Annotated in this window: 17 protein-coding genes; 6 read left to right on the forward strand and 11 right to left on the reverse strand. The window is 72.8% G+C overall.

The genetic code is table 11. The annotated features are described in order from the left end of the window. Positions 1-40 precede the first annotated feature (40 nt). Positions 41-2,608, forward strand: coding sequence for an alpha-glucan family phosphorylase (gene glgP, locus ACSNOC_RS12165; RefSeq protein ID WP_436747376.1), 2,568 nt, complete (start codon positions 41-43; stop codon positions 2,606-2,608). 299 nt (positions 2,609-2,907) lie between these two features. On the opposite strand, the gene ACSNOC_RS12170 is transcribed toward glgP, so the two are convergent. Together ACSNOC_RS12170 and ACSNOC_RS12175 are read right to left on the reverse strand one after the other, a co-directional pair. Then, positions 2,908-4,758, reverse strand: coding sequence for an ABC transporter ATP-binding protein (locus ACSNOC_RS12170; RefSeq protein ID WP_436747377.1), 1,851 nt, complete (start codon positions 4,756-4,758; stop codon positions 2,908-2,910). Next, positions 4,755-6,569, reverse strand: a complete 1,815-nt coding sequence (locus ACSNOC_RS12175) for an ABC transporter ATP-binding protein (RefSeq protein ID WP_436747378.1) — start codon at positions 6,567-6,569, stop codon at positions 4,755-4,757. Before ACSNOC_RS12175 ends, ACSNOC_RS12170 begins: the two co-directional genes overlap by 4 nt. Before the next feature lie 113 nt (positions 6,570-6,682). Between ACSNOC_RS12175 and ACSNOC_RS12180 the strand changes: the two genes are divergently transcribed. Continuing rightward, on the forward strand, positions 6,683-6,991 hold the full coding sequence (locus ACSNOC_RS12180; protein ID WP_436747379.1) for a hypothetical protein: 309 nt from the start codon (positions 6,683-6,685) through the stop codon (positions 6,989-6,991). Between the two features lie 26 nt (positions 6,992-7,017). On the opposite strand, the gene ACSNOC_RS12185 is transcribed toward ACSNOC_RS12180, so the two are convergent. The 3 genes from ACSNOC_RS12185 to ACSNOC_RS12195 are packed head-to-tail and all read right to left on the reverse strand — an operon-like array spanning position 7,018 to position 9,573. Beyond that, entirely contained in the window at positions 7,018-7,530 is a 513-nt protein-coding gene (locus ACSNOC_RS12185; RefSeq protein ID WP_436747380.1) for an ATP-binding protein, read from the reverse strand. A 10-nt stretch (positions 7,531-7,540) separates the two neighbouring features. Next, a complete protein-coding gene (locus ACSNOC_RS12190) occupies positions 7,541-8,320 on the reverse strand; it encodes an enoyl-CoA hydratase/isomerase family protein (protein WP_436747381.1) in 780 nt (259 codons plus the stop codon). 35 nt (positions 8,321-8,355) lie between these two features. After that, positions 8,356-9,573, reverse strand: coding sequence for a L,D-transpeptidase (locus tag ACSNOC_RS12195; protein ID WP_436747382.1), 1,218 nt, complete (start codon positions 9,571-9,573; stop codon positions 8,356-8,358). Between the two features lie 264 nt (positions 9,574-9,837). Between ACSNOC_RS12195 and glgX the strand changes: the two genes are divergently transcribed. The 4 genes from glgX to ACSNOC_RS12215 all read left to right on the forward strand — a co-directional run bounded on the left by glgX (position 9,838) and on the right by ACSNOC_RS12215 (position 15,257). Continuing rightward, positions 9,838-12,051 (forward strand): glycogen debranching protein GlgX, encoded by a 2,214-nt coding sequence (gene glgX, locus ACSNOC_RS12200; protein WP_436747383.1) that lies wholly within the window; start codon positions 9,838-9,840, stop codon positions 12,049-12,051. Positions 12,052-12,196: 145 nt separating this feature from the next. Next, positions 12,197-13,546 carry a hypothetical protein gene (locus ACSNOC_RS12205; RefSeq protein WP_436747384.1) on the forward strand — a complete coding sequence of 450 codons (1,350 nt, stop codon included), beginning with the start codon at positions 12,197-12,199 and terminating at the stop codon, positions 13,544-13,546. A gap of 88 nt (positions 13,547-13,634) precedes the next feature. Next, positions 13,635-14,687 (forward strand): glucose 1-dehydrogenase, encoded by a 1,053-nt coding sequence (locus ACSNOC_RS12210; protein WP_436747385.1) that lies wholly within the window; start codon positions 13,635-13,637, stop codon positions 14,685-14,687. A gap of 87 nt (positions 14,688-14,774) precedes the next feature. After that, positions 14,775-15,257 (forward strand): general stress protein, encoded by a 483-nt coding sequence (locus ACSNOC_RS12215; protein ID WP_436747386.1) that lies wholly within the window; start codon positions 14,775-14,777, stop codon positions 15,255-15,257. A 220-nt stretch (positions 15,258-15,477) separates the two neighbouring features. Here the strand turns inward: ACSNOC_RS12215 and ACSNOC_RS12220 are convergent, their stop codons facing one another. The 6 genes from ACSNOC_RS12220 to ACSNOC_RS12245 all read right to left on the reverse strand — a co-directional run. After that, a complete protein-coding gene (locus ACSNOC_RS12220) occupies positions 15,478-16,020 on the reverse strand; it encodes a PadR family transcriptional regulator (protein ID WP_436747387.1) in 543 nt (180 codons plus the stop codon). A gap of 31 nt (positions 16,021-16,051) precedes the next feature. Further along, on the reverse strand, positions 16,052-18,073 hold the full coding sequence (locus tag ACSNOC_RS12225; protein ID WP_436747388.1) for an FAD-dependent oxidoreductase: 2,022 nt from the start codon (positions 18,071-18,073) through the stop codon (positions 16,052-16,054). Positions 18,074-18,144: 71 nt separating this feature from the next. Continuing rightward, positions 18,145-18,684, reverse strand: coding sequence for a hypothetical protein (locus ACSNOC_RS12230; protein WP_436747389.1), 540 nt, complete (start codon positions 18,682-18,684; stop codon positions 18,145-18,147). Between the two features lie 872 nt (positions 18,685-19,556). After that, positions 19,557-19,841, reverse strand: coding sequence for a hypothetical protein (locus ACSNOC_RS12235; protein WP_436747390.1), 285 nt, complete (start codon positions 19,839-19,841; stop codon positions 19,557-19,559). 31 nt (positions 19,842-19,872) lie between these two features. Further along, positions 19,873-20,235 (reverse strand): hypothetical protein, encoded by a 363-nt coding sequence (locus ACSNOC_RS12240; RefSeq protein ID WP_436747391.1) that lies wholly within the window; start codon positions 20,233-20,235, stop codon positions 19,873-19,875. Positions 20,236-20,240: 5 nt separating this feature from the next. Beyond that, on the reverse strand, positions 20,241-20,677 hold a 437-nt coding region (locus ACSNOC_RS12245; protein WP_436747392.1), incomplete at its 5' end, for a hypothetical protein.

Here is a 20,677-nt window from a genome sequence, read left to right on the forward strand (position 1 = left end):
CCGACGCCGCCGCCCCCGGAGCCCGGCTACGGTCGTCAGCGTGAAGGCCATCCGTCGCTTCTCCGTTCGCCCCGTCCTCCCCGACCCCCTCCGACCGCTCCAGGAGCTGGCGTTCAACCTGCGCTGGTCCTGGCACCCCGAGACCCGCGAGCTGCTGCGGGCCGTCGACCCGGACAGCTGGCAGGCGTGCGGCGAGGACCCGGTCCGGCTGCTGGGCTCCGTCTCCGCCGACCGCCTGGCCGCCCTCGCCGCCGACCGCGGCTTCCTCCGCCGCCTCGGCGTCGCCGTCGGCGACCTGCGGGACTACCTCAGCGAGCCCCGCTGGTACCAGCGTGCCGACGCCCTCGCCGAAGGCGAACTGCCCCGCGCCATCGCGTACTTCTCGCCCGAGTTCGGCATCACCGCCGCCCTGCCGCAGTACTCCGGCGGCCTCGGCATCCTGGCCGGCGACCACCTCAAGGCCGCCAGCGACCTCGGCGCCCCGCTCATCGGCGTCGGCCTGCTCTACCGTCATGGATACTTCCGCCAGAGCCTGTCGCCGGACGGCTGGCAGCAGGAGCACTACCCGGTCATCGACCCCCACGAGCTGCCGCTGACCCCGCTCACCGAGCCCGACGGCGCCCGCGCCACCGTCACCCTCGCCCTGCCCGGCGGACGCACCCTCGCCGCCCAGATCTGGCAGGTCCGGGTCGGCCGGGTGCCGCTGCTCCTGCTCGACTCGGCCGTCGCGGAGAACGGGCCCGCCGAACGCGACGTCACCGACCGGCTCTACGGCGGCGGCAGCGAGCACCGGCTCCTCCAGGAGATGCTGCTCGGCATCGGCGGCATGCGGGCGGTCCGCACGTTCTGCCGCGTCACCGGGCACCCCGCGCCCGAGGTCTTCCACATGAACGAGGGCCACGCCGGCTTCTGCGGCCCCGAGCGCGTCCGCGAGATGGGCGAGGCCGGCATCGGCTTCGACGCCGCCCTGCGCGCCGTGCGGGCCGGCACCGTGTTCACCACCCACACACCCGTCCCGGCCGGCATCGACCGCTTCCCCGAGGAACTGGTCGCCCGCCACTTCGGCGAGGGCGGCGAGCTGAGCAGCCTCGACCTGCAGGCGCTGCTGGAGCTCGGCCGGGAGGCCGTCGCCGAGGGCCAGCCGGCCCAGTTCAACATGGCGGTCCTCGGCCTGCGCACCGCGCAGCGCGCCAACGGCGTCTCGCACCTGCACGGCAACGTCAGCCGGGGCATGTTCGCCGGGCTGTGGCCCGGCTTCGACGCGGCCGAGGCGCCCATCGGCTCCGTCACCAACGGCGTCCACGCCCCCACCTGGACCGCCGACGCGATGCGCCGGGCCCGCGAGGCCGCGCTGAGCGACGCCGAGCTGTGGGAGCTGCGCCGCACCCTGCGCGAACAACTGGTGCACGACGTCCGCGCCCGGCTGCGCGCCTCGTGGCGGCAGCGCGGCGCGGGCCAGGCCGAGCTGGGCTGGGTGGACGACGTCCTCGACCCGGACGTGCTCACCGTCGGCTTCGCCCGCCGTGTCCCGTCCTACAAGCGGCTCACCCTCATGCTGCGGGACCGCAAGCGGCTGAAGGCGCTGCTGCTGCACCCCGAGCGGCCCGTGCAGATCGTGGTGGCCGGCAAGGCGCACCCGGCGGACGACGGCGGCAAGCGGCTCATCCAGGAGCTGGTGCGGTTCGCCGACGACCCGTCGATCCGCCACCGCATCGTCTTCCTGCCCGACTACGGCATGGGCATGGCCCGCTCCCTGTACGCCGGGTGCGACGTGTGGCTGAACAACCCGCTCCGCCCGCTGGAGGCGTGCGGCACCTCGGGCATGAAGGCCGCGCTCAACGGCTGCCTCAACCTGTCCGTGCGGGACGGCTGGTGGGACGAGTGGTTCGACCCCGACTTCGGCTGGGAGATCCCCACCGCCGACGGCCTCGCCGCCGCGGAACCCGACCGCCGCGACGCCATCGAGGCCGCCGCCCTGTACACGCTGCTGGACGAGCAGGTCGCCCCCCGCTTCTACGACCGCGGCCTGACGGGGAACGGGCTGCCCACCCGGTGGCTGGAGATGGTCCGCGCCACCCTCGACCGGCTCGGCCCCCGCGTGCTGGCCGACCGGATGCTGCGCGAGTACATCACCGAGCTGTACGCCCCGGCCGCGCTCGCGCACCGCGCCATGACCCCGGAGGCGGCCCGGGAACTGGCCGACTTCGCGGCCCGGGTCCGGGCGGCGTGGCCGCGGGTCGCGGTGGAGCACGTGGAGACCGGCGCCGAGCCGGCCACGCTGGGCGGCACGGTCTCGCTGCGGGTGCGGGTCGCGCTGGGCGACCTCGACCCCTCGTCGGTGGAGGTGCAGGCCGTGACCGGCCGCGTCGACGGCGACGACACGCTGGCCGACCCGACGTACATCCCGCTGAAGCCGCAGAACGGGCCCGACCTGGCCGGCCGCTGGACCTTCGAGGGCGAGCTCACCCTCGACCGCCCCGGCCCCTTCGGCTACACCGTCCGCGCCCTGCCCTCCCACCCCCTGCTGGCCCACCGGGCGGAGCTGGGCCTGGTCACCCTCCCCGGCGAAGAGGCCGCGGTGGAGACCTCCGGCGTCCTGTTCCGCTGACCGCGCGTCACCCCCGCCCGTCCGCCCCCCTTCCCGCGTCGGGGGCGGCCGGGCGGAGCGGTGCCCGGGGCCGGGCCCGGTCTCCTGGGGCCTGTCTTCCGGGTCTTCGCGGGGCCACGACGCTCCCTCAGCCCGGCGGCTGGGAGGTGCCCCCACCGTACGAGCTGTGATCCGGCGCCTTGCCGGCGCATGGGGGTACCTCCCGGGCCCCCGAGGGGCCCGGGGGAGCCAGACGCCGCGGCCTGATCCTCCCCCGGACCGGCGTCCGGGAGGTGCCCCCACGATCCGGAAGACAGGCCCTAGGCCAGGCTCTCGCGCCAGGCCCGGTGGAGGTCCGAGAAGCGGCCGGTGCCCGCGATCAGGTCGGCCGGCTCGCCGTCCTCCACGATGCGGCCGGACTCCATCACCAGCACCCGGTCCGCGATCTCCACCGTCGACAGCCGGTGCGCGATCACCACGGCGGTCCGCCCGCGCAGCACCGTCTCCATCGCCTCCTGCACCGCCTTCTCGCCGGGGATGTCCAGCGACGACGTCGCCTCGTCCAGGATCACCACCGCCGGATCGGCCAGCAGGACCCGCGCGAACGCCACCAACTGCCGCTGCCCGGCCGAGATCCGGCCGCCGCGCTTGCGCACGTCCGTGTCGTACCCCTCGGGCAGCGAGACGATGAAGTCGTGCGCGCCGATCGCCTTCGCCGCCCGCTCGATCTCCTCCCGCGGGGCGTCCGGCCTGCCGAGCGCGATGTTCTCCGCGACGGTGCCCGAGAACAGGAACGCCTCCTGCGTCACCATCACCACCGCGCGCCGCAGCTCCGCCGTGCTCAGCGCGCGCAGGTCCGTGCCGTCCAGCAGCACCCGCCCCTCGGTCGGGTCGTAGAACCTGGCCAGCAGCTTCGCCAGCGTCGACTTGCCCGCGCCCGTCGCCCCCACCAGCGCCGTCGTCCGCCCCGCCGCCAGCGTCAGCCGGAACCGCGGCAGCACCTCGCCGCCCGTCCGGTACGCGAACCGCACGTCCTCGAACACCACCTCCCGGCCCGGCCGCCCGGCCGCCCGCGGCGGCAGCTCCACCGGCCGCTCCGGCTCGGGCACGTCGGGCCGCTGGGCGAGCAGCCCGGCGATCTTCTCCAGCGAGGCGACGGCCGACTGGTAGTTGTTCAGGATCATCGCGAACCGGTCCAGCGGGTCGTACAGCCGCCGGATGTACAGCGCCCCGGCGGCCAGCGCGCCCAGCTCCATGGCGCCCGCGGTCACCCGCCGCGCGCCCCACAGCACGATCGCCGCCACCGCGACGCTGGCGATGAGCCGCGACAGCACGACGAAGCGCCCCATCTCCAGGATCGTGTCGCCGTTGACCCGCTCGTGGTGCCGGTTCAGCTCCTCGAACGACGCGTCGTTGGCCCGCTCCCGGCGGAACGCCTGCACCGGGCGGATCCCGTTGAGCGTCTCGGAGAACTTCACGATCACCGCGGCGATCGCCGTCGACTTCTTGCCGAACCGCTCCCTCGACCGCCGCCGGTACGAGCGGACCAGCAGGTACAGCGGGATGAACGACAGCAGGGCCGCGCCGCCGAGACCGGGGTCGAGATAGAACAGCAGCGCCCCGATGTAGACGACGGAGACCAGGATGATCAGCATCTCCTGGAGCCCCTCGTTGAGCAGCTCGCGCAGCGACTGCACATCGCTGGTGGACCGGGATATGAGGCGGCCCGAGGTGTACCGGTCGTGGAAGTCGAGGCTGAGCGCCTGGGCGTGCCGGTAGATCCGGCCGCGCAGCTCCAGCAGGATGCCCTGGTTGATCCGGGCGGCCACCTGGATGAACGTGTACTGCAGCAGCCCGGCGCCCAGCGCGCACACCAGATACGCCACGCCCACCGCGATCAGCGGCCCGTTGTCGTCGTCCCGCACGGCCGGGACGCCGCTGTCGATCGCGTACGCCACCAGCAGCGGAACGGCCTGCACCGCCGCCTGCTGGGCCAGCAGCAGGACCGCGCCGAGCGCGACCCGGCCCCGGTGCGGGCGCAGCAGCGACGCGAGCAGCCGGCGGGAGGCTCCCCTCGGCGTGGGCAGCCTGTCCTGGGCGACCGGATCGGGCGCGGGCTCCTCGGGAGGCGGGCCGGGCCGGCTGTCCCGGTCGGGAACGGTGGTGGTCATCCGGTGGACACCTCGCTTCGCTCGCCCGTCATCAGATGCCGGTACTCGGCGTTGGCGCGCAGCAGTTCGGCGTGGGTGCCGACGGCGGCGATCCGGCCGCCGGACATCAGCGCGACCCGGTCCGCGAGCTGGACGGTGGACGGGCGGTGGGCCACGACGATCGCGGTCGTGCCGGCCAGCACGTCCCGCAGCGCCGCCTCCACCCGCGCCTCGGTGTGCACGTCCAGCGCGGACAGCGGGTCGTCCAGCACCAGGAACCGCGGGCGGCCGATCACCGCGCGGGCCAGCGCGAGCCGCTGGCGCTGGCCGCCGGACAGGCTCAGGCCCTGCTCGCCGACCTGGGTCTCCACTCCGGCGGGCAGCGCGTGCACGAACCCGGCGGCCTGGCTGATCCGCAGGGCCCGCTCCAGCTCCCCAGGGCCCGCGTCCTCCGCGCCCATCAGCACGTTCTCCCGCACGGAGGCGGAGAACAGCGTCGGCTCCTCGAACGCGACGGCGACCATGGCCCGCACGTCCCGCCGGGTCAGGGCCGCGATGTCGGCGCCGTCGAGGGTGACCCGTCCCGAGGTGACCTCGTACAGCCGGGGGACGAGGGCCAGCAGGGTCGTCTTGCCGCTGCCGGTGCCCCCGACCAGCGCCAGCGTCTCGCCGGGCCGGACGTGCAGGTCGATCCCGTCCAGCACGGGCGGGGCGCCGGCCGGGCTGTCGGGGTAGCGGAAGACGACGTTCTCGAAGCGGATCCCGTCCGGGGCGGGCGCGGCGGTGGCGGCCGGGGCCGGGACGGGGCTCGCGGCCCGGCGGTGGTCGCCGTGCTCGGGCGGGATCTCGGTGTCCAGCACCTCGAAGAAGCGGTCGGTGGCGGTGGCGGCCTCGTTGCACAGGGCCAGCAGGAACCCGATCGACTCCACCGGCCAGCGCAGCGCCATCGCGGTCGTCATGAAGGCGACCAGCGTGCCGGCGGTGAGGTCGCCGTCGGCGACCCGGACGACGCCGAGCACCAGGGCCGCGCCGAGGAACACCTCCGGCAGGGCCAGGATGACCAGCCAGATCGCGCCCATCAGGCGCGCCTTGCGCAGCTCGGTGGCCATCAGGTCCCGCGACAGCGCCCGGAACGCGCGGGCCTGGCTGCGGTGGCGGCCGAAGCCCTTGATGACGCGGATGCCGAGGATGGACTCCTCGACCATGGTCGTCAGGTCGCCCGTCTGGTCCTGCACGCGGCGGGCGGCGGTGGTGAACTTCCGCTCGAACAGCACGCACAGCCAGATCAGCGGGGCGACGGGAACGGCCAGGATCAGGCCCAGCAGCCAGTCCTGGACGACGAGGACGCCGAAGCCGATGAGGATGGTGGCGCTGTTGACGACGAGGAACGTCAGGCCGAAGGCGAGGAAGAGCCGCAGCAGTTGCAGGTCGCCGGTGCCGCGGGAGAGGAGCTGGCCGGTGGGCCAGCGGTCGTGGAACGCGACGGGCAGCCGCTGGACGTGCCGGTACAGCGAGGACCGCAGGGTGGCCTCCACGTGCGCCAGCGGCCGGGCCACCAGCCAGCGCCGGAGCCCGAACAGCAGCGCCTCCGCCGCGCCCACGGCCAGCAGCACGCCACCGCCGAGCCACACGCCCGCGGTGTCGCCGTCCGCGACCGGGCCGTCGACGATCCACTTCAGGACCAGCGGCATGACCAGCCCCATCGAGGCGGCGACGACGGCCACCGCGGCGGCGCCGAACAGCCGCGCCCGCACCGGCCGCACGTAGGGCCACAGCCGGAGGAGGGAACGGACGACGGACCGTCTGCGCGCGGGGGGAGGGGAGGCACACATCACCTCCGAGCGTACGGACCGGCTCCGACATCGCCCACGGGATTTCGGCCTAGGTCGGGGGACGGAAACGGGCCGGGGAGGCGCTGTCGGCGGCACCGCCTAGGCTGGCCGGTATGAGTCAGCAGTCAGAGCTGCGGGAGCTGCAGGCCGCCCTGCGGACCGCGTCGGACATCGCCTTCGACCACGAGACGCCGACCGGCGAGCAGGCCGAGGTGCTCGTGGACGCGCTGCGCCGGGCCCTGTCCGCCGCCCAGTCCCTGAGCGACGGACCCGGCGTCACCGGCTGCCGCGAACACCCGCGCGGCGCGGTCGACCCGCTCTACGGCGACAAGGACGACCCGCTCCCGCCCGGCTGGGGCAAGTGCCTCCTGTGCAACGACCGCCGCCGCCGCGCCACCAGGGGCCTGGCCCGCCGGGCCTGACCTCCGGCCCCGGCCCCGGCCGGGCGTCAGTGCCCGACGACCCGCATTTCGAACCAGGTCGACTTGCCGTGCGGGAGCAGGTCCACGCCCCAGCGGTCGGACAGGGTGTCGACCAGGAACAGGCCCCGGCCGCTCGTCACCGGCATCGCGTGGACCGGGAGCTGGCAGGGGAGGGCGCGGGAAGGGTCGCGGACCTCGATGCGGATCCAGCCGCGGCGGCGGCGGATCCGCAGGCCGAAGACGTGGGCACCGGCGTGCTGCACCGCGTTCCCCACCAGCTCGGAGACCAGCAGCACCGCGTTCTCCGTCAGCTCGTGCGGCAGCATCCAGTGGTGCTGGAGCTGGCGCTGGGTCAGCCGCCTGGCGATCCCCGCCGACCTCGGCCGGGAGACGAGACGGACCTCGCCCGCCGACGGATCGGCGGAAAGGTCCCACGCCGCGTCGGTGAGCCCGTCGTCTTCCATGACGTCCCGCATGTCCCCATCATGGCGCGCATATGCCGGGCGCGTGAGCCGTTCGCCGGGAAGTGCCCCTCCCACGGGTGACGCGTCAGCCGCGCGGCCAGAACCTGGCCTTGCCCGGCCCCTCCTCGACGAAGCTCCGCATGCCGTACGCGCGGTCCTCGGTGGCGAACAGCCCGGCGAACCAGGTGCGTTCGATCGTCAGCCCGGTGTCGATGCCGGCGTCCAGGCCGTCGTCCACCGCCTCCTTCGCCGCGCGCAGCGCGGTCGCCGGGCCGGCCGCCAGGCGGGCCGCCCACGCGTGGGCCTCGGCGTGCACCTCGGCGGCCGGGACCACCCGGTCGACCAGGCCGATGGCCAGGGCCTCGTCCGCCTTCACCTGACGGCCGGTGAAGATCAGGTCCTTCGCCCGGGACGGGCCGATCAGCCGCGGCAGGCGCTGCGTGCCGCCCGCGCCCGGGATCAGGCCGAGCAGGATCTCCGGCTGGCCCAGCCGCGCGTCCTCCGCGGCGAACCGGACGTCCGCACAGAGCGCCAGCTCGCAGCCGCCGCCCAGCGCGTAGCCGGTGACGGCCGCGACGACCGGCTTGGGGATGCGGGCCACGGCGGTGAAGGCGTCCTGGAGCCCCCGGGCCCTGGCGATCATCGCGGCGTGGTCCATGGCGCGCATTTCCTTGATGTCCGCGCCCGCCGCGAACATCTTCTCGCTGCCCCGGATCACCACGGCGCGCACGTCGTCCCGCGCGGTGACCTCCGCGGCCAGCGCGCGCAGCCGGTCCTGCATGGCGATGTCCAGCGCGTTCATGGGCGGACGATCGAGCCGGAGGGTGCCGACGCCGTCGTCCGCCACTTCGAGATGCACAGTCATGCCCGGAAGGTTAGCCGCCGTTCACCGGCGGCCTCTCACTGGCCCGCGCCCCACTCGCTCCACGCCATGTTCCAGCCGCTCAGGCCGTTGTCCGGGGCGATGACGTCGTCGTCGGAGTTGATGACCTCCACGAGGTCGCCGATCATCGAGTTCTCGTAGAACCAGGCGCCCGGCGTCGAGGGGTCGTCCGCGCCCCGCGCGTCCTGGAGGCCGACGCAGCCGTGGCTCACGTTCCGCTCCCCGAACACGGAGGAACCGGCCCAGTAGTTGCCGTGGATGAACGTGCCGGAGGTGCTCAGCCGCATCGCGTGCGGCACGTCCGGGATGTCGTACTCACCCTCGAAGCCGACCGTCGCCCCGTCCATGCGGGTCTCCCGCAGCTTCTCGCTGATGACCATCTTCCCGTTCCACGTCGGGGTGGCGGCGGCGCCGGTGGTGACCGGGATCGTCCGGACGGTCTCGCCGTCGCGCACCACCCGCATCGTCTTCTCCTCGGCGTCCACGGTGGAGATCTGGCTGCGGCCCACGGTGAAGCGGACGTCCTCGTGCAGCGTGCCGTAGACGCCGGGGGCGCCCTCCACGCCGCGGGTGCGGAACCGCACGGTGACCTCGGTGCCGGGCACCCAGTACTCCTCGGGCCGGAAGTCCAGCCGCTGGTCGCCGAACCAGTGGCCCCTGACGTCGACGTCCGGCTCCGTGCTGATCCGGACCGCGTCGCGCACGGCCGCGGTCTCCTCGATCGGGGTGTCGAAGGTCAGCGACAGCACCATGCCCACGCCGACCGTCGCGCCGTCCTGGATGTTCCACTCGCTGGTGAACGTGGCCCCGGCCGCCACGGTGGTGAACGCCGCCGTCTCGGTCGCGGCGACGCCGTCCGCGTTCTCGCCGGTCGCCGTCACGGTGTACGCGGTGTCGTTGGCCAGGTGTTCGCCGGGCTGCCAGCTCGTCCCGTCACCGGCCAGCTCGCCCGGCACCTCGGCGCCGTCCGGGCCGGTGACGGTGACCTCCGTGAGGGTGCCGTCCTCGGCCGTGACCCGCAGCTCGCCGGAGGTGGCCACCCCGGTCGCGCCGTCCCCGGGCGCGATGGATATCGCCACCGGCGGCGCCTCGGCGGCCGGCGGGGTGCTTCCGTCCGCCCCGGCGTCGTCCGCCGTCCCGCCGCCGCTGCACGCCGTCACCACGAACAGCAGCGCGCCCAGCAGCAGCGCCGCGATCGTTCGGCAGGACCGTCCATCCCCCGGCCACCGTCTCACCGTTGACCCTCTCCCCTCGCACCCGCCCGGGCCCACATCCCGGGGGACGGCCAGGTAATCACACCGTGCGGGCGGGGCGTCCCGGGCCGATTGTCACTGTTCCGTCGCAGTTCAGAGCATGGGGAACGGCCCCTTCCCGCCCCGCCATGGCAAAATGCCCTCTTCCGTGGCCTAAATGATCGCTTGTCATGAAGGTGTCGGGCCAGACGTGAGGGTGGCCCGCCAGCGGGAATCATTCAGGGATCGAGGCATTGGAGGGCGCACGTGTCCCAGGCACCCGAGCGTGTGAAGACCGACGTCTGGCCCGGCCGTCCACAGCCGCTCGGCGCCCGGTTCGGCGCGGGCCCCGACGGCACCGAGGGCACCAACTTCGCCCTCTGGGCGGGCGGCGCCGAGGCGGTCGAGGTCTGCCTCTTCGACGACGACGGGCACGAGACCCGGTGTCCGCTCGAAGAGCTCACCCACGAGATCTGGCACGGCTTCCTGCCGGGCGTCCGCCCCGGACAGCGGTACGGATACCGCGTCCACGGCCGCTGGGACCCGGCGTCCGGCGCCCGGTGGAACGCGGCGAAGCTGCTGCTCGACCCCTACGCCAGGGCCGTGGACGGCGAGTTCTCCCTGCCGCCCGAGGTCTACGGACACGACCGGGACCACCCGCGCCAGGACATCGCGGACACCGTCCGGGACGACCGGGACTCCGCGCCGTTCGTCCCCAAGGGCGTCGTCGTCCACGACACCGAGACCTGGGTGGACGACGTCCGCCCCAAGACCCCGTGGCCCGACTCCGTCATCTACGAGCTGCACGTGCGCGGCTTCACCATGCGCCACCCCGGCATCCCGCCCGAACTGCGCGGCACGTACGCGGGCCTGGGCCACCCCGCCGCCATCGAACACCTCACGCGGCTCGGCGTCACCGCCGTCGAGCTGCTGCCGGTCCACCAGTTCGCGCACGAGGACCACCTGCTCCGCCGCGGCCTGCGCAACTACTGGGGGTACAACTCCATCGGGTACTTCGCGCCGCACGCCGCCTACAGCGCCTCCGGCAGCCGGGGCCAGCAGGTCGGGGAGTTCAAACAGATGGTCCGCGCGCTGCACCAGGCCGGGATCGAGGTCATCCTCGACGTCGTCTACAACCACACCGCCGAGGCCGACGAGCGCGGCCCCACCCTCTCGCTGCGCGGCATCGCCAACCCCGGCTACTACCGGCTGGCCGAGGACGCCCGCCGCTACACCGACTACACCGGCTGCGGCAACACCCTGCACGTCGTCCAGCCCCAGGTGCTGCGCCTGATCACCGACTCGCTGCGGTACTGGGTGCAGGAGATGGGCGTCGACGGCTTCCGCTTCGACCTGGCCGCCGCGCTCGCCCGCTCGTTCCACGACGTCGACATGCTCTCGCCGTTCCTCGCGGTCATCGCGCAGGACCCGGTGCTGCGCCGGGTCAAGCTGATCGCGGAGCCCTGGGACATCGGCAGCGGCGGGTACCAGGTGGGCGCGTTCCCGCCGCTGTGGACCGAGTGGAACGACCGCTACCGCGACACGGTCCGCGACTACTGGCGCGGCGCGCTGCCCGACGTGCGCGACCTCGGGTACCGGCTGTCCGGCTCCAGCGACCTCTACGCCTGGGGCGGGCGCCGCCCATACGCGTCGGTCAACTTCATCACCGCGCACGACGGATTCACCCTGCGGGACCTCGTCAGCTACGAGTCCAAGCACAACGAGGCCAACGGCGAGGACAACCGCGACGGCAACAACGACAACCGCTCGTGGAACTGCGGGGTCGAGGGCGAGACCGACGACCCGGCGGTCAACGCCCTGCGCCGCCGCCAGCTCCGCAACCTCCTGACCACCCTGCTGCTGTCCATCGGCGTGCCGATGCTGGTCGCGGGCGACGAGATGGGCCGCACCCAGCGGGGCAACAACAACGCCTACTGCCAGGACAACGAGACGAGCTGGATCGACTGGTCCCTGGTCACGGACCCCGCCTGGCGGCCCCTCCTCGACCTGACCCGCCGCCTGATCCGGATGCGCCGCGATCACCCGGTGCTGCGCCGCCGCGCCTTCTTCTCCGGCCGCCGGCAGGGGCCGGAGGGCATAAGGGACCTGGGCTGGTTCACCCTCGACGGCAAGGAGATGACCGAGGAGGACTGGTACGCCCCGAGCAGGACGCTGGGGATGTTCCTGTCCGGCCGGGACATCCCGCAGCGCGACGCCAAGGGCCGGCCGGTCGTGGACGACAGCTTCCTGGTGATCCTGCACGCGGGGGACGGGCCGGTGAACTTCCCGCTGCCGGGCCCGCCCTGGGCGGAGGGCTACGAGCTGCTGGTCGACACCACCCGCGAGGACCAGGATTCCCCGCCCGGCACCGTGCACCGCGCGGGCACGGCGATCACCGTTCCCGAGCGCTCGGTGCTGATGCTGCGCACGCTGCCGCTGGCGGACCGCTCCCCGGCGGACGCCCGGCAGAACGGGTGGTGACACCGCCCGTACCGGCACCCTCCCCGTGACCTCCCCCCGGGGCACCCGGCGCCCCGGGCATCGCCGCCAACACACCGGAGGACCCCCGGCGTTGCCGGACCCGCTACGGTATGGCACCGATGCGACGAGAAGGGGGAGACGAGTGATGCGGCTCAGGAACGCGCTCATAGGGGCGGTCGCGGCGGGGGCGCTCGCGGCCTGCGGCGGCGGATCCGGCGGCGACGACGGAGACGACGGGCTCGCCGAGAAGTCCGGCGGCGCGGGAACGACGCAGAACGGCGGCGGCGAGGGCGGCGGCGAAGGCGGCGACGAACCGGCCGCGCCCACCGTGCAGTTGCAGGTCCCGGCCGGATACGACACGTCCCGCGGCTGGCAGTCGGACCACCCCGGCGCCCGCCTGCCGCTGCGCCACGCCGGGGCCGTCGCCGTGTTCTCCGGCGCCGAGGCGGCCCAGGGCGACTTCACCGTGCTCGACGCGGCCACCGGCGAGACGCGCTGGACCGGCACCACCGTGCGCGCCGTCGACGACACCGGCACGCTCGGCTCCCTGACGGTCGCCGCCGGCGGCGAGGAGTACCTCGTGGCCTGGTCCTCCGGCACCAGCGGCGCCGACGCCGTCAGCCGGGGCGAGGAGATCGTCTCGATCGACATCTTCCCCGCCGACGCCTCCGGCGACGCGGTCGAGCCCGTCCACCACGTCGAAATCGACGGCTCGGGCACGGTCTACGACGGCGGCACCGCCCTCCTCGTGCTGCGTGACGACGACGGCGTCGCGGTCGCCGTCGACCCGGCGACCGGCGAGCGGACGACGTACGACCCGGAGAGCTTGGAGGCACCCGCCGGGTGCGTCGACTGCGAGGTCAACGGCGAGGTCGTCGCCATCACCGAGGCGGGCCCGCTGCTCGCGGACAGCTGGGGCTCCGACGGCTTCTGGGTGCCGGGCGCCTGGTCCAGCGGCGAGGTCCGGCCGGAGAACGTCTCAGCGGACGGTCCGTTCGTCGACGTGGTCGACGACGGCGCGCTGGTGGCCCGCTGGTACGGGAAGGAAGGCAGCTCGGAGAAGGTGTGGGCGGTGCTGGACGGCGCCACCGGCGAGACGCGTGCCACCGTCACCTGCCCCGAGTCGTACAGCTCCGACGAGCCCGCCGAGGACGTGCACCAGGCCGTCTCCGCCGACGGGCGCTATCTGGTCTACGGGCACCGGGTGTTCGACCTGGAGGAGGGCACCGGCCACTGCTTCGTCGAGACGGACACCACCAACCCCGTGCTGTTCTCGTCGGTGACGAACGACGGCCGGGCGTTCGGCATCGCCTCCGTGAGCGAGGGCTTCAGCACCGAGGAGAGGCCGGTCGAACTGGACGTCGCCTCCGGCGAGTTCACCGAGCTGGGCGCGGGGACCGCGCTGCCGTGGGCGGATCTCGGCGGCGTCGGGCTGTTCGTGGAGGAGACGGCCTCGACACTGGTGGCGTACGCGCCCGCCGAGAGCGACGGCTGACCGCCGACCCCGCCGTGACGGGCCCCGGGTCCGGGGCCGGGCCCGTGCCCGGATCGCCCGGGGCGCGGGCTCGTGCGAGGCTGGAGTCATGCGTGCCGTGACCGTCCGTCCGCCCCAGCCCGGCTCCCTCGGCCTGTCCGATCTCCCCGAACCCGAGCCGGGCGCGGGCGAGTTGCTGGTCGACGCGCTCGCCGTCGGGGTGTGCGGCACGGACCGGGAGATCATCGCGGGCGCGTACGGCCGGGCGCCGGAGGGCCGCGAGCGGCTGGTGCTCGGCCACGAGTCGCTCGGCCGCGTCCGCGGCGCCCCGGCGGACAGCGGCTTCACCGCCGGGGACCTGGTGGTCGGCGTCGTCCGGCGGCCCGACCCGGTGCCGTGCGAGGCATGCGCGCACGGCGAGTTCGACATGTGCCGCAACGACGGCTACACCGAGCGCGGCATCCTCGGGCGCGACGGCTACGCGGCCGAGGTGTGGACCGTGGAGAGCGGCTACGCGATCCGGCTGGATCCGGGCCTGGCGCGGGTCGGGGTGCTGATGGAGCCGACCAGCGTGGTGGCCAAGGCGTGGGAACAGGTCGAGCGCGTCGGCGCCCGCGCCTGGTTCGCGCCGCGCCGGGTGCTGGTCACCGGCGCCGGCCCGATCGGCCTGCTGGCCGCGCTGCTCGGCGCGCAGCGCGGCCTCGACGTCCACGTGCTGGACCGGGTCACCGACGGCCCCAAGCCCGCACTGGTGGCGGACCTCGGCGCCACGTACCACACGGAGGAGATGGGGGAGGTCACCGCCGCTCTCCGGCCGGACATCGTGATCGAGGCGACCGGGGCCGGCCGTCTCGTCCTCGACGCCATGGCGGGCACCGCGCCGTACGGCGTGATCTGCCTGACCGGCGTCTCCGTGTCCGGCCGCCACCTCACCGTGGACGCCGGCTGCCTGAACCGCGAGCTGGTCCTGGAGAACAACGCGGTCGTGGGCTCCGTCAACGCCAACCTCCGCCACTACCGGCAGGCTGCCGAGGCCCTCGCCCGCGCCGACGCCGCCTGGCTGGAGCGGCTGATCACGCGCCGGGTCCCGCTGGCGCGCTGGGCCGAGGCGTACGCCCCGGCCCCCGAGGACATCAAGGTGGTCCTCACGCTGGGCGAGTAGAGGCGCGTCGTTCTCCCGGTCGTGTGCCCCGTTTGCGTGACTCCCGGGGCGGGCGCACGCTGGAGAGGCGAGGAAGGGAGCCTCACGATGACGCCGCACGCGCACGCCGCCCCGGAGGCCGACCGGCCGGTGGTCGGCTCGTACCCGACCTACGAGGGGGCTCAGCACGCGGTCGACTTCCTGTCCGACCACCACTTCCCCGTGGAGCGCACCGCGATCATCGGCTCGGACCTGCGCATGGTCGAGACGGTCCTCGGCCGGCTCACCCGCGGCAAGGCCGCGCTGGCGGGCGCCGGGACGGGCGCCTGGTTCGGGCTGCTGGTCGGCCTGCTGCTGTCCGTGTTCGCCGCGGAGGGCAACGCCGTCCTCGTCCTGATCCTCAGCGGCCTGGTCTACGGCGCGCTCTTCGGCGCCGTCTTCGGCTTCGCGAGCCACGCGGTCGGCGGGGGCCACCGGGACTTCGCCTCCCGCAGCCGCATCGTCGCCGCCCGCTACGACGTGGTGGCCGACCCCGAGGTGGCCGAGGACGCGCAGAACGAGCTCATCAAGCTCGGCTGGCGCGAGGGCTGAGCGGGCGGGCCGAGCGGGCGGGCCGAGCGGGCCCGGGCCCGGGAAAGACTCCGGCCCGGCCGGGAACGGATTCCCGGTCGGGCCGGACGGAAACGGGTCACAGAGGAGAACGCGCGATCCGGTCCTCCGGTTCCCTTTCCCGGGAAAAAACACGCACGCGGAAAAGTACGGGTCCGGGAAACCCTGCGCGCGGAAGAGCACGCGCGGATGAGCACGCGTCTCACCGCGGGGTGATGCGGCGCACCTCGGCCAGTGCCTCGGTGAGCCAGGCGACCCACCCCGCCTCGAAGCCGATCCCGGCCCGCAGCACCAGCAGCCGCAGCCGGTCCTCCGGGGCATCGCGCTCCGGCGGGAAGTCCCGCTTCTCGATCGCCTCGTACTCGGCCAACTGCGCCTGGTGGGCGGCGAGATGACGGTTCAGCTCGGCCTCGATGCCGTCCGGGCCGACCACCGCCGCCGCCCGCACCCGCAGCAGCAGCGCGTCGCGCATGGGCCGGGGCGGCCGGCTCGTGGACGACCAGGCCGCCAGCTCCTCCCGGCCCGCGGGCAGGACCTCGTACTCCTTCCGCCCCCCGCGCGCCGGCTGCTCGGACGGCAGCGCCCGGATGAGACCGGACTCCTCCAGCTTCCCCAGCTCCCGGTAGATCTGCTGGTGGGAGGCGGACCAGAAGTACCCGATCGACCGGTCGAAGCGGCGGGTCAGTTCCAGGCCGGAGGAGGGCTTTTCGAGCAGGGCGGTGAGGATGGCGTGCGGGAGGGACATGTTCCGCATCCTAGGCACTGCCCGCGGCGGCTCAGAGGGTCGCGGCCAGCTCCGTGCCCTGCTTGATGGCGCGCTTGGCGTCCAGCTCGGCCGCCACGTCGGCGCCGCCGATGAGGTGCGGGGTGCGGCCGGCGGCCAGCAGCGCCTCGTACAGGTCCCGCCGCGGCTCCTGCCCGGTGCACAGCACGACCGTGTCGACGGGCAGCACGTGGGCCGTTCCGTCCACGGTGATGTGCAGCCCGGCGTCGTCGATCCGGTCGTACGCGGCGCCCGGGACCATGGTGACGCCCCGGTGCCGCAGCTCGGTGCGGTGGATCCAGCCCGTGGTCCGGCCCAGCCCGGCGCCGACCTTGGAGGTCTTGCGCTGCAGCAGGTGCACCGAGCGCGGGGGCCGGGCCCGGTGCGGCGTGCCCAGGCCGCCGCGCGCCCGGTAGGAGGTGTCCACGCCCCACTGCCGGAAGTACGCCTCCGGGTCCAGGCTCGCCCGCTCGCCGCCGTCGGTGAGGAACTCGGCGACGTCGAAGCCGATGCCGCCCGCGCCGACGATCGCCACGCGTTCGCCGACCTCGGCGCCGCCGCGCAGCACGTCGACGTAGCTGAGGACCATGGGGTGGTCCACGCCGGGGATCCCCGGCACGCGCGGGGTGACGCCGGTGGCGACCACGATCTCGTCGAAGCCGAACTCGTCGAGCAGCGCGGGCGTGACGCGGGTGGAGAGGCGGACGTCCACGCCGCGCGCGGCGAGCTGGACCCGGTAGTACCGCAGGGTCTCGTCGAATTCCTCCTTGCCGGGCACCCTCCTGGCCATGGTGAGCTGGCCGCCGATCGCGTCATCGGCGTCGAAGAGCGTGACCTCGTGCCCGCGTTCGGCCGCGGAGACGGCACACGACAGCCCGGCCGGGCCGGCGCCGACGATGCCGACGCGCTTGCGGTGGCGGGTGGGGGCGAGGACCAGCTCGGTCTCGTGCCCGGCGCGCGGGTTCACCAGACAGGAGGCGATCTGGAGGCTGAAGGTGTGGTCCAGGCACGCCTGGTTGCAGCCGACGCAGGTGTTGATCTCCTCGGCGCGACCGGCGGCGGACTTGGCGACGAAGTCGGGGTCGGCGAGGAACGGCCGGGCCATGGACACCATGTCGGCGTACCCCTCGGCGAGCAACTGCTCCGCCTTCTCGGGGGTGTTGACGCGGTTGCTGGTGACGAGCGGGATCGACACCGCGCCCATCAGCCGCCTGGTGACCCAGGCGAACGCGCCGCGCGGCACGGACGTGGCGATGGTGGGGATGCGGGCCTCGTGCCAGCCGATGCCCGTGTTGATGATCGTCGCCCCGGCCGCCTCGATCTCCTTGGCGAGCCGCGTGACCTCTTCGAGGGTGGAGCCGCCGGGGACCAGGTCGAGCATGGACAGCCGGTAGATGATGATGAACGACGGGCCGACGCGTTCGCGGGTGCGGCGGACGATCTCGACGGGGAAGCGGATGCGGTTCTCGTAGGAGCCGCCCCAGCGGTCGGTGCGCCGGTTGGTCGCCTCGGCGATGAACTCGTTGATCAGGTACCCCTCGGAGCCCATGATCTCCACGCCGTCGTACCCGGCGAGCCGCGCCAGCTCGGCCGCGCGGACGAACTCCTCGATCGTCTCCTCCACCTCGTCGCCGGTGAGGGCGCGCGGGGTGTACATGCTGATGGGCGCCTTGATCGCGCTCGGCGCCACCAGCTCGTCGTGGTAGGCGTACCGCCCGAAGTGCAGGATCTGCAGGGCGATCCGGCCGCCCTCGCGGTGCACGGCGTCGGTGACGACGGCGTGCCGCTCGGCCTCGCCCTGGGTGGTGAGCATGGCGCCCCCCTCCCAGGGCCGGCCGCGCTCGCCGGGCGCGATCCCGCCGGTGACCATCAGCCCGACCCCGCCCCGGGCGCGGGCGGCGTAGAACGCGGCCATGCGCGCGAAGCCGCCCTCGGCCTCTTCGAGCCCGAGGTGCATCGAGCCCATGAGGACCCGGTTGGGCAGGGTGGTGAACCCGAGATCGAGCGGGCTCAGCAGGTGCGGGTACGGAGTCATCCGGTGCCTCCTCGGGCGTGCGGTCGGCCGGGGCCATTATGCAACTCGTTGCATAAGATGGCCAGGGCCGCTCAGCCGTTGCCCGTGGTGATCCTCCACACGCGCAGATCGAACGCGAAGGCGGTGTCGCAGGCCAGCGGGACGGTCGTGCCCAGCACGTCCACGCTGACGTCCGCGGTGAGGGGGGTGGTGGTGCCGATGGTGACGACATGGGTCCCCGCCGGGTCCTCGATCACCTCCCGCACGGGCTCGGCGGCGCCCGCGGTGGCGTAGGAACCGGAGACGACGGCGGCCCCGGCCGGCTCACCGTCCTCCTCCAGCCCCCGCACGGGCACCTCGGCGGCGACCGCGCCACCGTCGAACAGCGTGTACTCCTCCGGCCCGAACCCGCCGCCGTACTCGTCACCGTCCGCCGTGGTCACGGAGACACTGGCGTGCGCCCCGAACGCGGAGTTCTGGTACAGATCCACGACGACGGACACCCCGCCCGCCTCCCCACCGCACGCGAGCGCGTACCCCCGCTCGACATCCCGCACAACCCCGGCCGAGGCCACCCCACCCCCGGCCACCGCCACCACTCCGGCGACCAGCAGGACACTGCCAACTCTCATCAGGTATCTCATGGCGAGGGAGACCCCCGAGCCCCGGCGTTGGTTGTACGCCGCGCGATCACGCGCTGCGCCGGGCCAACACCGCTTCGATGAACTCGGCCGGGGGATGCGCGCCACACCCCCGCCCGGGAGCCGACACGCACCTCCGCCACCCCGAACACCCCCCGCACGCCCGTGACATCGCCACGAACGCGCCGGCCCGGTAGCCATCCCGACGCCGCTGATCACGGCCGCGCATCCCCGGCGCCGAGGCATGCCGGGCACCACGGCACAGCATCGGGCCGGCCGACGTTTCTTGCCGAGATATGCGCGGGGGTGGTCCCCGGCAGTCATGCATGGTAGTCCCCGGCAGTCATGCATAGGGAGGACGATCAGGCAGTAGGTCATCGAGGAGTGGCGTTTCCGGCTCAGGTTCACATGATGATCGGCAGGCAGTCCCTCCGAGGCCGTAGAGTGATGCGCTCTCGGACGCGATCGCAGAAGCCCGAAAGCCGCAGTGCGGGCCGGGAATGCTGTCGGAATCACCTCCCGTGAGTCGTGCAAGTGCTCTCACCCACGTGGTGCTTCGGGCATCATCCGGGCGTCTGTAGTCGTGTGTGCACCTTGCCGGTAAGAGGATAGGAGACCGTCTTCTTGCGGCGGCTTCTCGCGATGATCCTCATTCGGTCCCCCGCAGGGGGCCGAAGCGAGAAGGTGTCCTGTGGTCCCCCTGATCCTCGTGCCACGAGCACTTGGCCGCGCAGACGCAGCCCTCACCGTCGTTGAGGAGAAAAGGGACCCATGGGTGGGAATCTGCGTTCCCGGACGCCGGACGGATTCCTCTTCATCAGCTTGGTGGATGGTCAGAGGCTCATGGCTCGGCCGCAATTTCATCAGCTCGACGGCGGGAAACGCAACGTCGACGCGAGTCTCGTAGCTCTGAGGATGATGGCTCCTGAGGAGCAGAGCTGAGTGGTCACCGAGTGCTGCCACACCAGGAACTTCCTCTTGGATGCGATCTCTCGCACGGTCACCTTTCGGACGGTGGCCCAATCGATCTCCCCGACCATCTTCCGGAGTCCGCCCAGCCCTTCGGCGAGGTTTCCGGCGTCCTCGTACTTCAGCCCACCTTTTGCGGCACTGCTGTCCTCCGCGGTGTCGGTAGGGGCGGCGTGCACCAGGGCGTTCCCTTTGGTTTCCTCAGCAGGCTCACGATGTCGCCAAGATCTTCCGCTTCTCGGCCTCGTACGCTTCCACGGCCCATTGTTCCCGGTCGTAAAAAGCTTCCCAGAAACCAGGCGCACTCCAGGATTCCGGCCTCAAGGAGAATGATCCGCTCTCCAGCTGGAAGAACTTCCAGCAATGCGGAATTTGTGGCGATGTTACAGTGAAAAGGCGACTGTCAAACAGTGCGGACGACTCATAAGGAGAGTACTCCATGCGGAACAAAGTCCTCTTGTTGTGCTGGAAGAAAACCTCCAGAACGGTGTACTCCTCGTCTGGTCTCAGTGCATCCGTCCCGAGCGGCTGGCGCTCTCCGGGGATCTCGCTCCGGGTGTACCTGACTTTCAAGCCTCTTACCTTCTGTTCATGACTGCTTTGTAGTCGTAATCGTATACCACTTGCCCTGTCTCTCTATTGTAGTAGAAATGCACCTGGAAATCGCCGAAAGGGCTCTGATGAGTACTTGTTGAGTACTTGCCCCAGTCGCTGAGGTTGCTGCCGTCTGCTGTCAGATGAGCCCGGAGATGCGGGTTGCCGAGATCCTCACCGGCGATTACCTCCCGTGATCCGGCGATGGCCTGCGGAGTCAGCCTTCCATCCGGCGTGAAGATCGAATCGGCCGACTCGCGGCGCAACTGCTCGGCAAGTCTCTGTCCCTCGGTGGAACCGGACACATAGTTGTGATTCGCGTCTCGTCCGTCCCTCCCGAGTTCGTTGAGGCACTTAGGCGCAAGGCCCAGGGGGTCGCACCAGGTCAGGGGGTTGTGGACGTAGGTGGCCGGGTTGGGGG

Origin of the sequence: Streptomyces sp. URMC 129 (assembly GCF_051386415.1) — a bacterium.
In the GTDB taxonomy this organism is placed as follows: domain Bacteria; phylum Actinomycetota; class Actinomycetes; order Streptomycetales; family Streptomycetaceae; genus Streptomyces.

Coding starts and splice junctions, on each gene's coding strand:
- ACSNOC_RS12170 (WP_436747377.1), bottom strand. CDS start 4,758: ATGACCACCACCGTTCCCGACCGGGACAGCCGGCCCGGCCCGCCTCCC.
- ACSNOC_RS12175 (WP_436747378.1), bottom strand. CDS start 6,569: ATGTGTGCCTCCCCTCCCCCCGCGCGCAGACGGTCCGTCGTCCGTTCC.
- ACSNOC_RS12180 (WP_436747379.1), top strand. CDS start 6,683: ATGAGTCAGCAGTCAGAGCTGCGGGAGCTGCAGGCCGCCCTGCGGACC.
- ACSNOC_RS12190 (WP_436747381.1), bottom strand. CDS start 8,320: ATGACTGTGCATCTCGAAGTGGCGGACGACGGCGTCGGCACCCTCCGG.
- ACSNOC_RS12205 (WP_436747384.1), top strand. CDS start 12,197: ATGCGGCTCAGGAACGCGCTCATAGGGGCGGTCGCGGCGGGGGCGCTC.
- ACSNOC_RS12210 (WP_436747385.1), top strand. CDS start 13,635: ATGCGTGCCGTGACCGTCCGTCCGCCCCAGCCCGGCTCCCTCGGCCTG.
- ACSNOC_RS12215 (WP_436747386.1), top strand. CDS start 14,775: ATGACGCCGCACGCGCACGCCGCCCCGGAGGCCGACCGGCCGGTGGTC.
- ACSNOC_RS12220 (WP_436747387.1), bottom strand. CDS start 16,020: ATGTCCCTCCCGCACGCCATCCTCACCGCCCTGCTCGAAAAGCCCTCC.
- ACSNOC_RS12225 (WP_436747388.1), bottom strand. CDS start 18,073: ATGACTCCGTACCCGCACCTGCTGAGCCCGCTCGATCTCGGGTTCACC.
- ACSNOC_RS12230 (WP_436747389.1), bottom strand. CDS start 18,684: ATGAGAGTTGGCAGTGTCCTGCTGGTCGCCGGAGTGGTGGCGGTGGCC.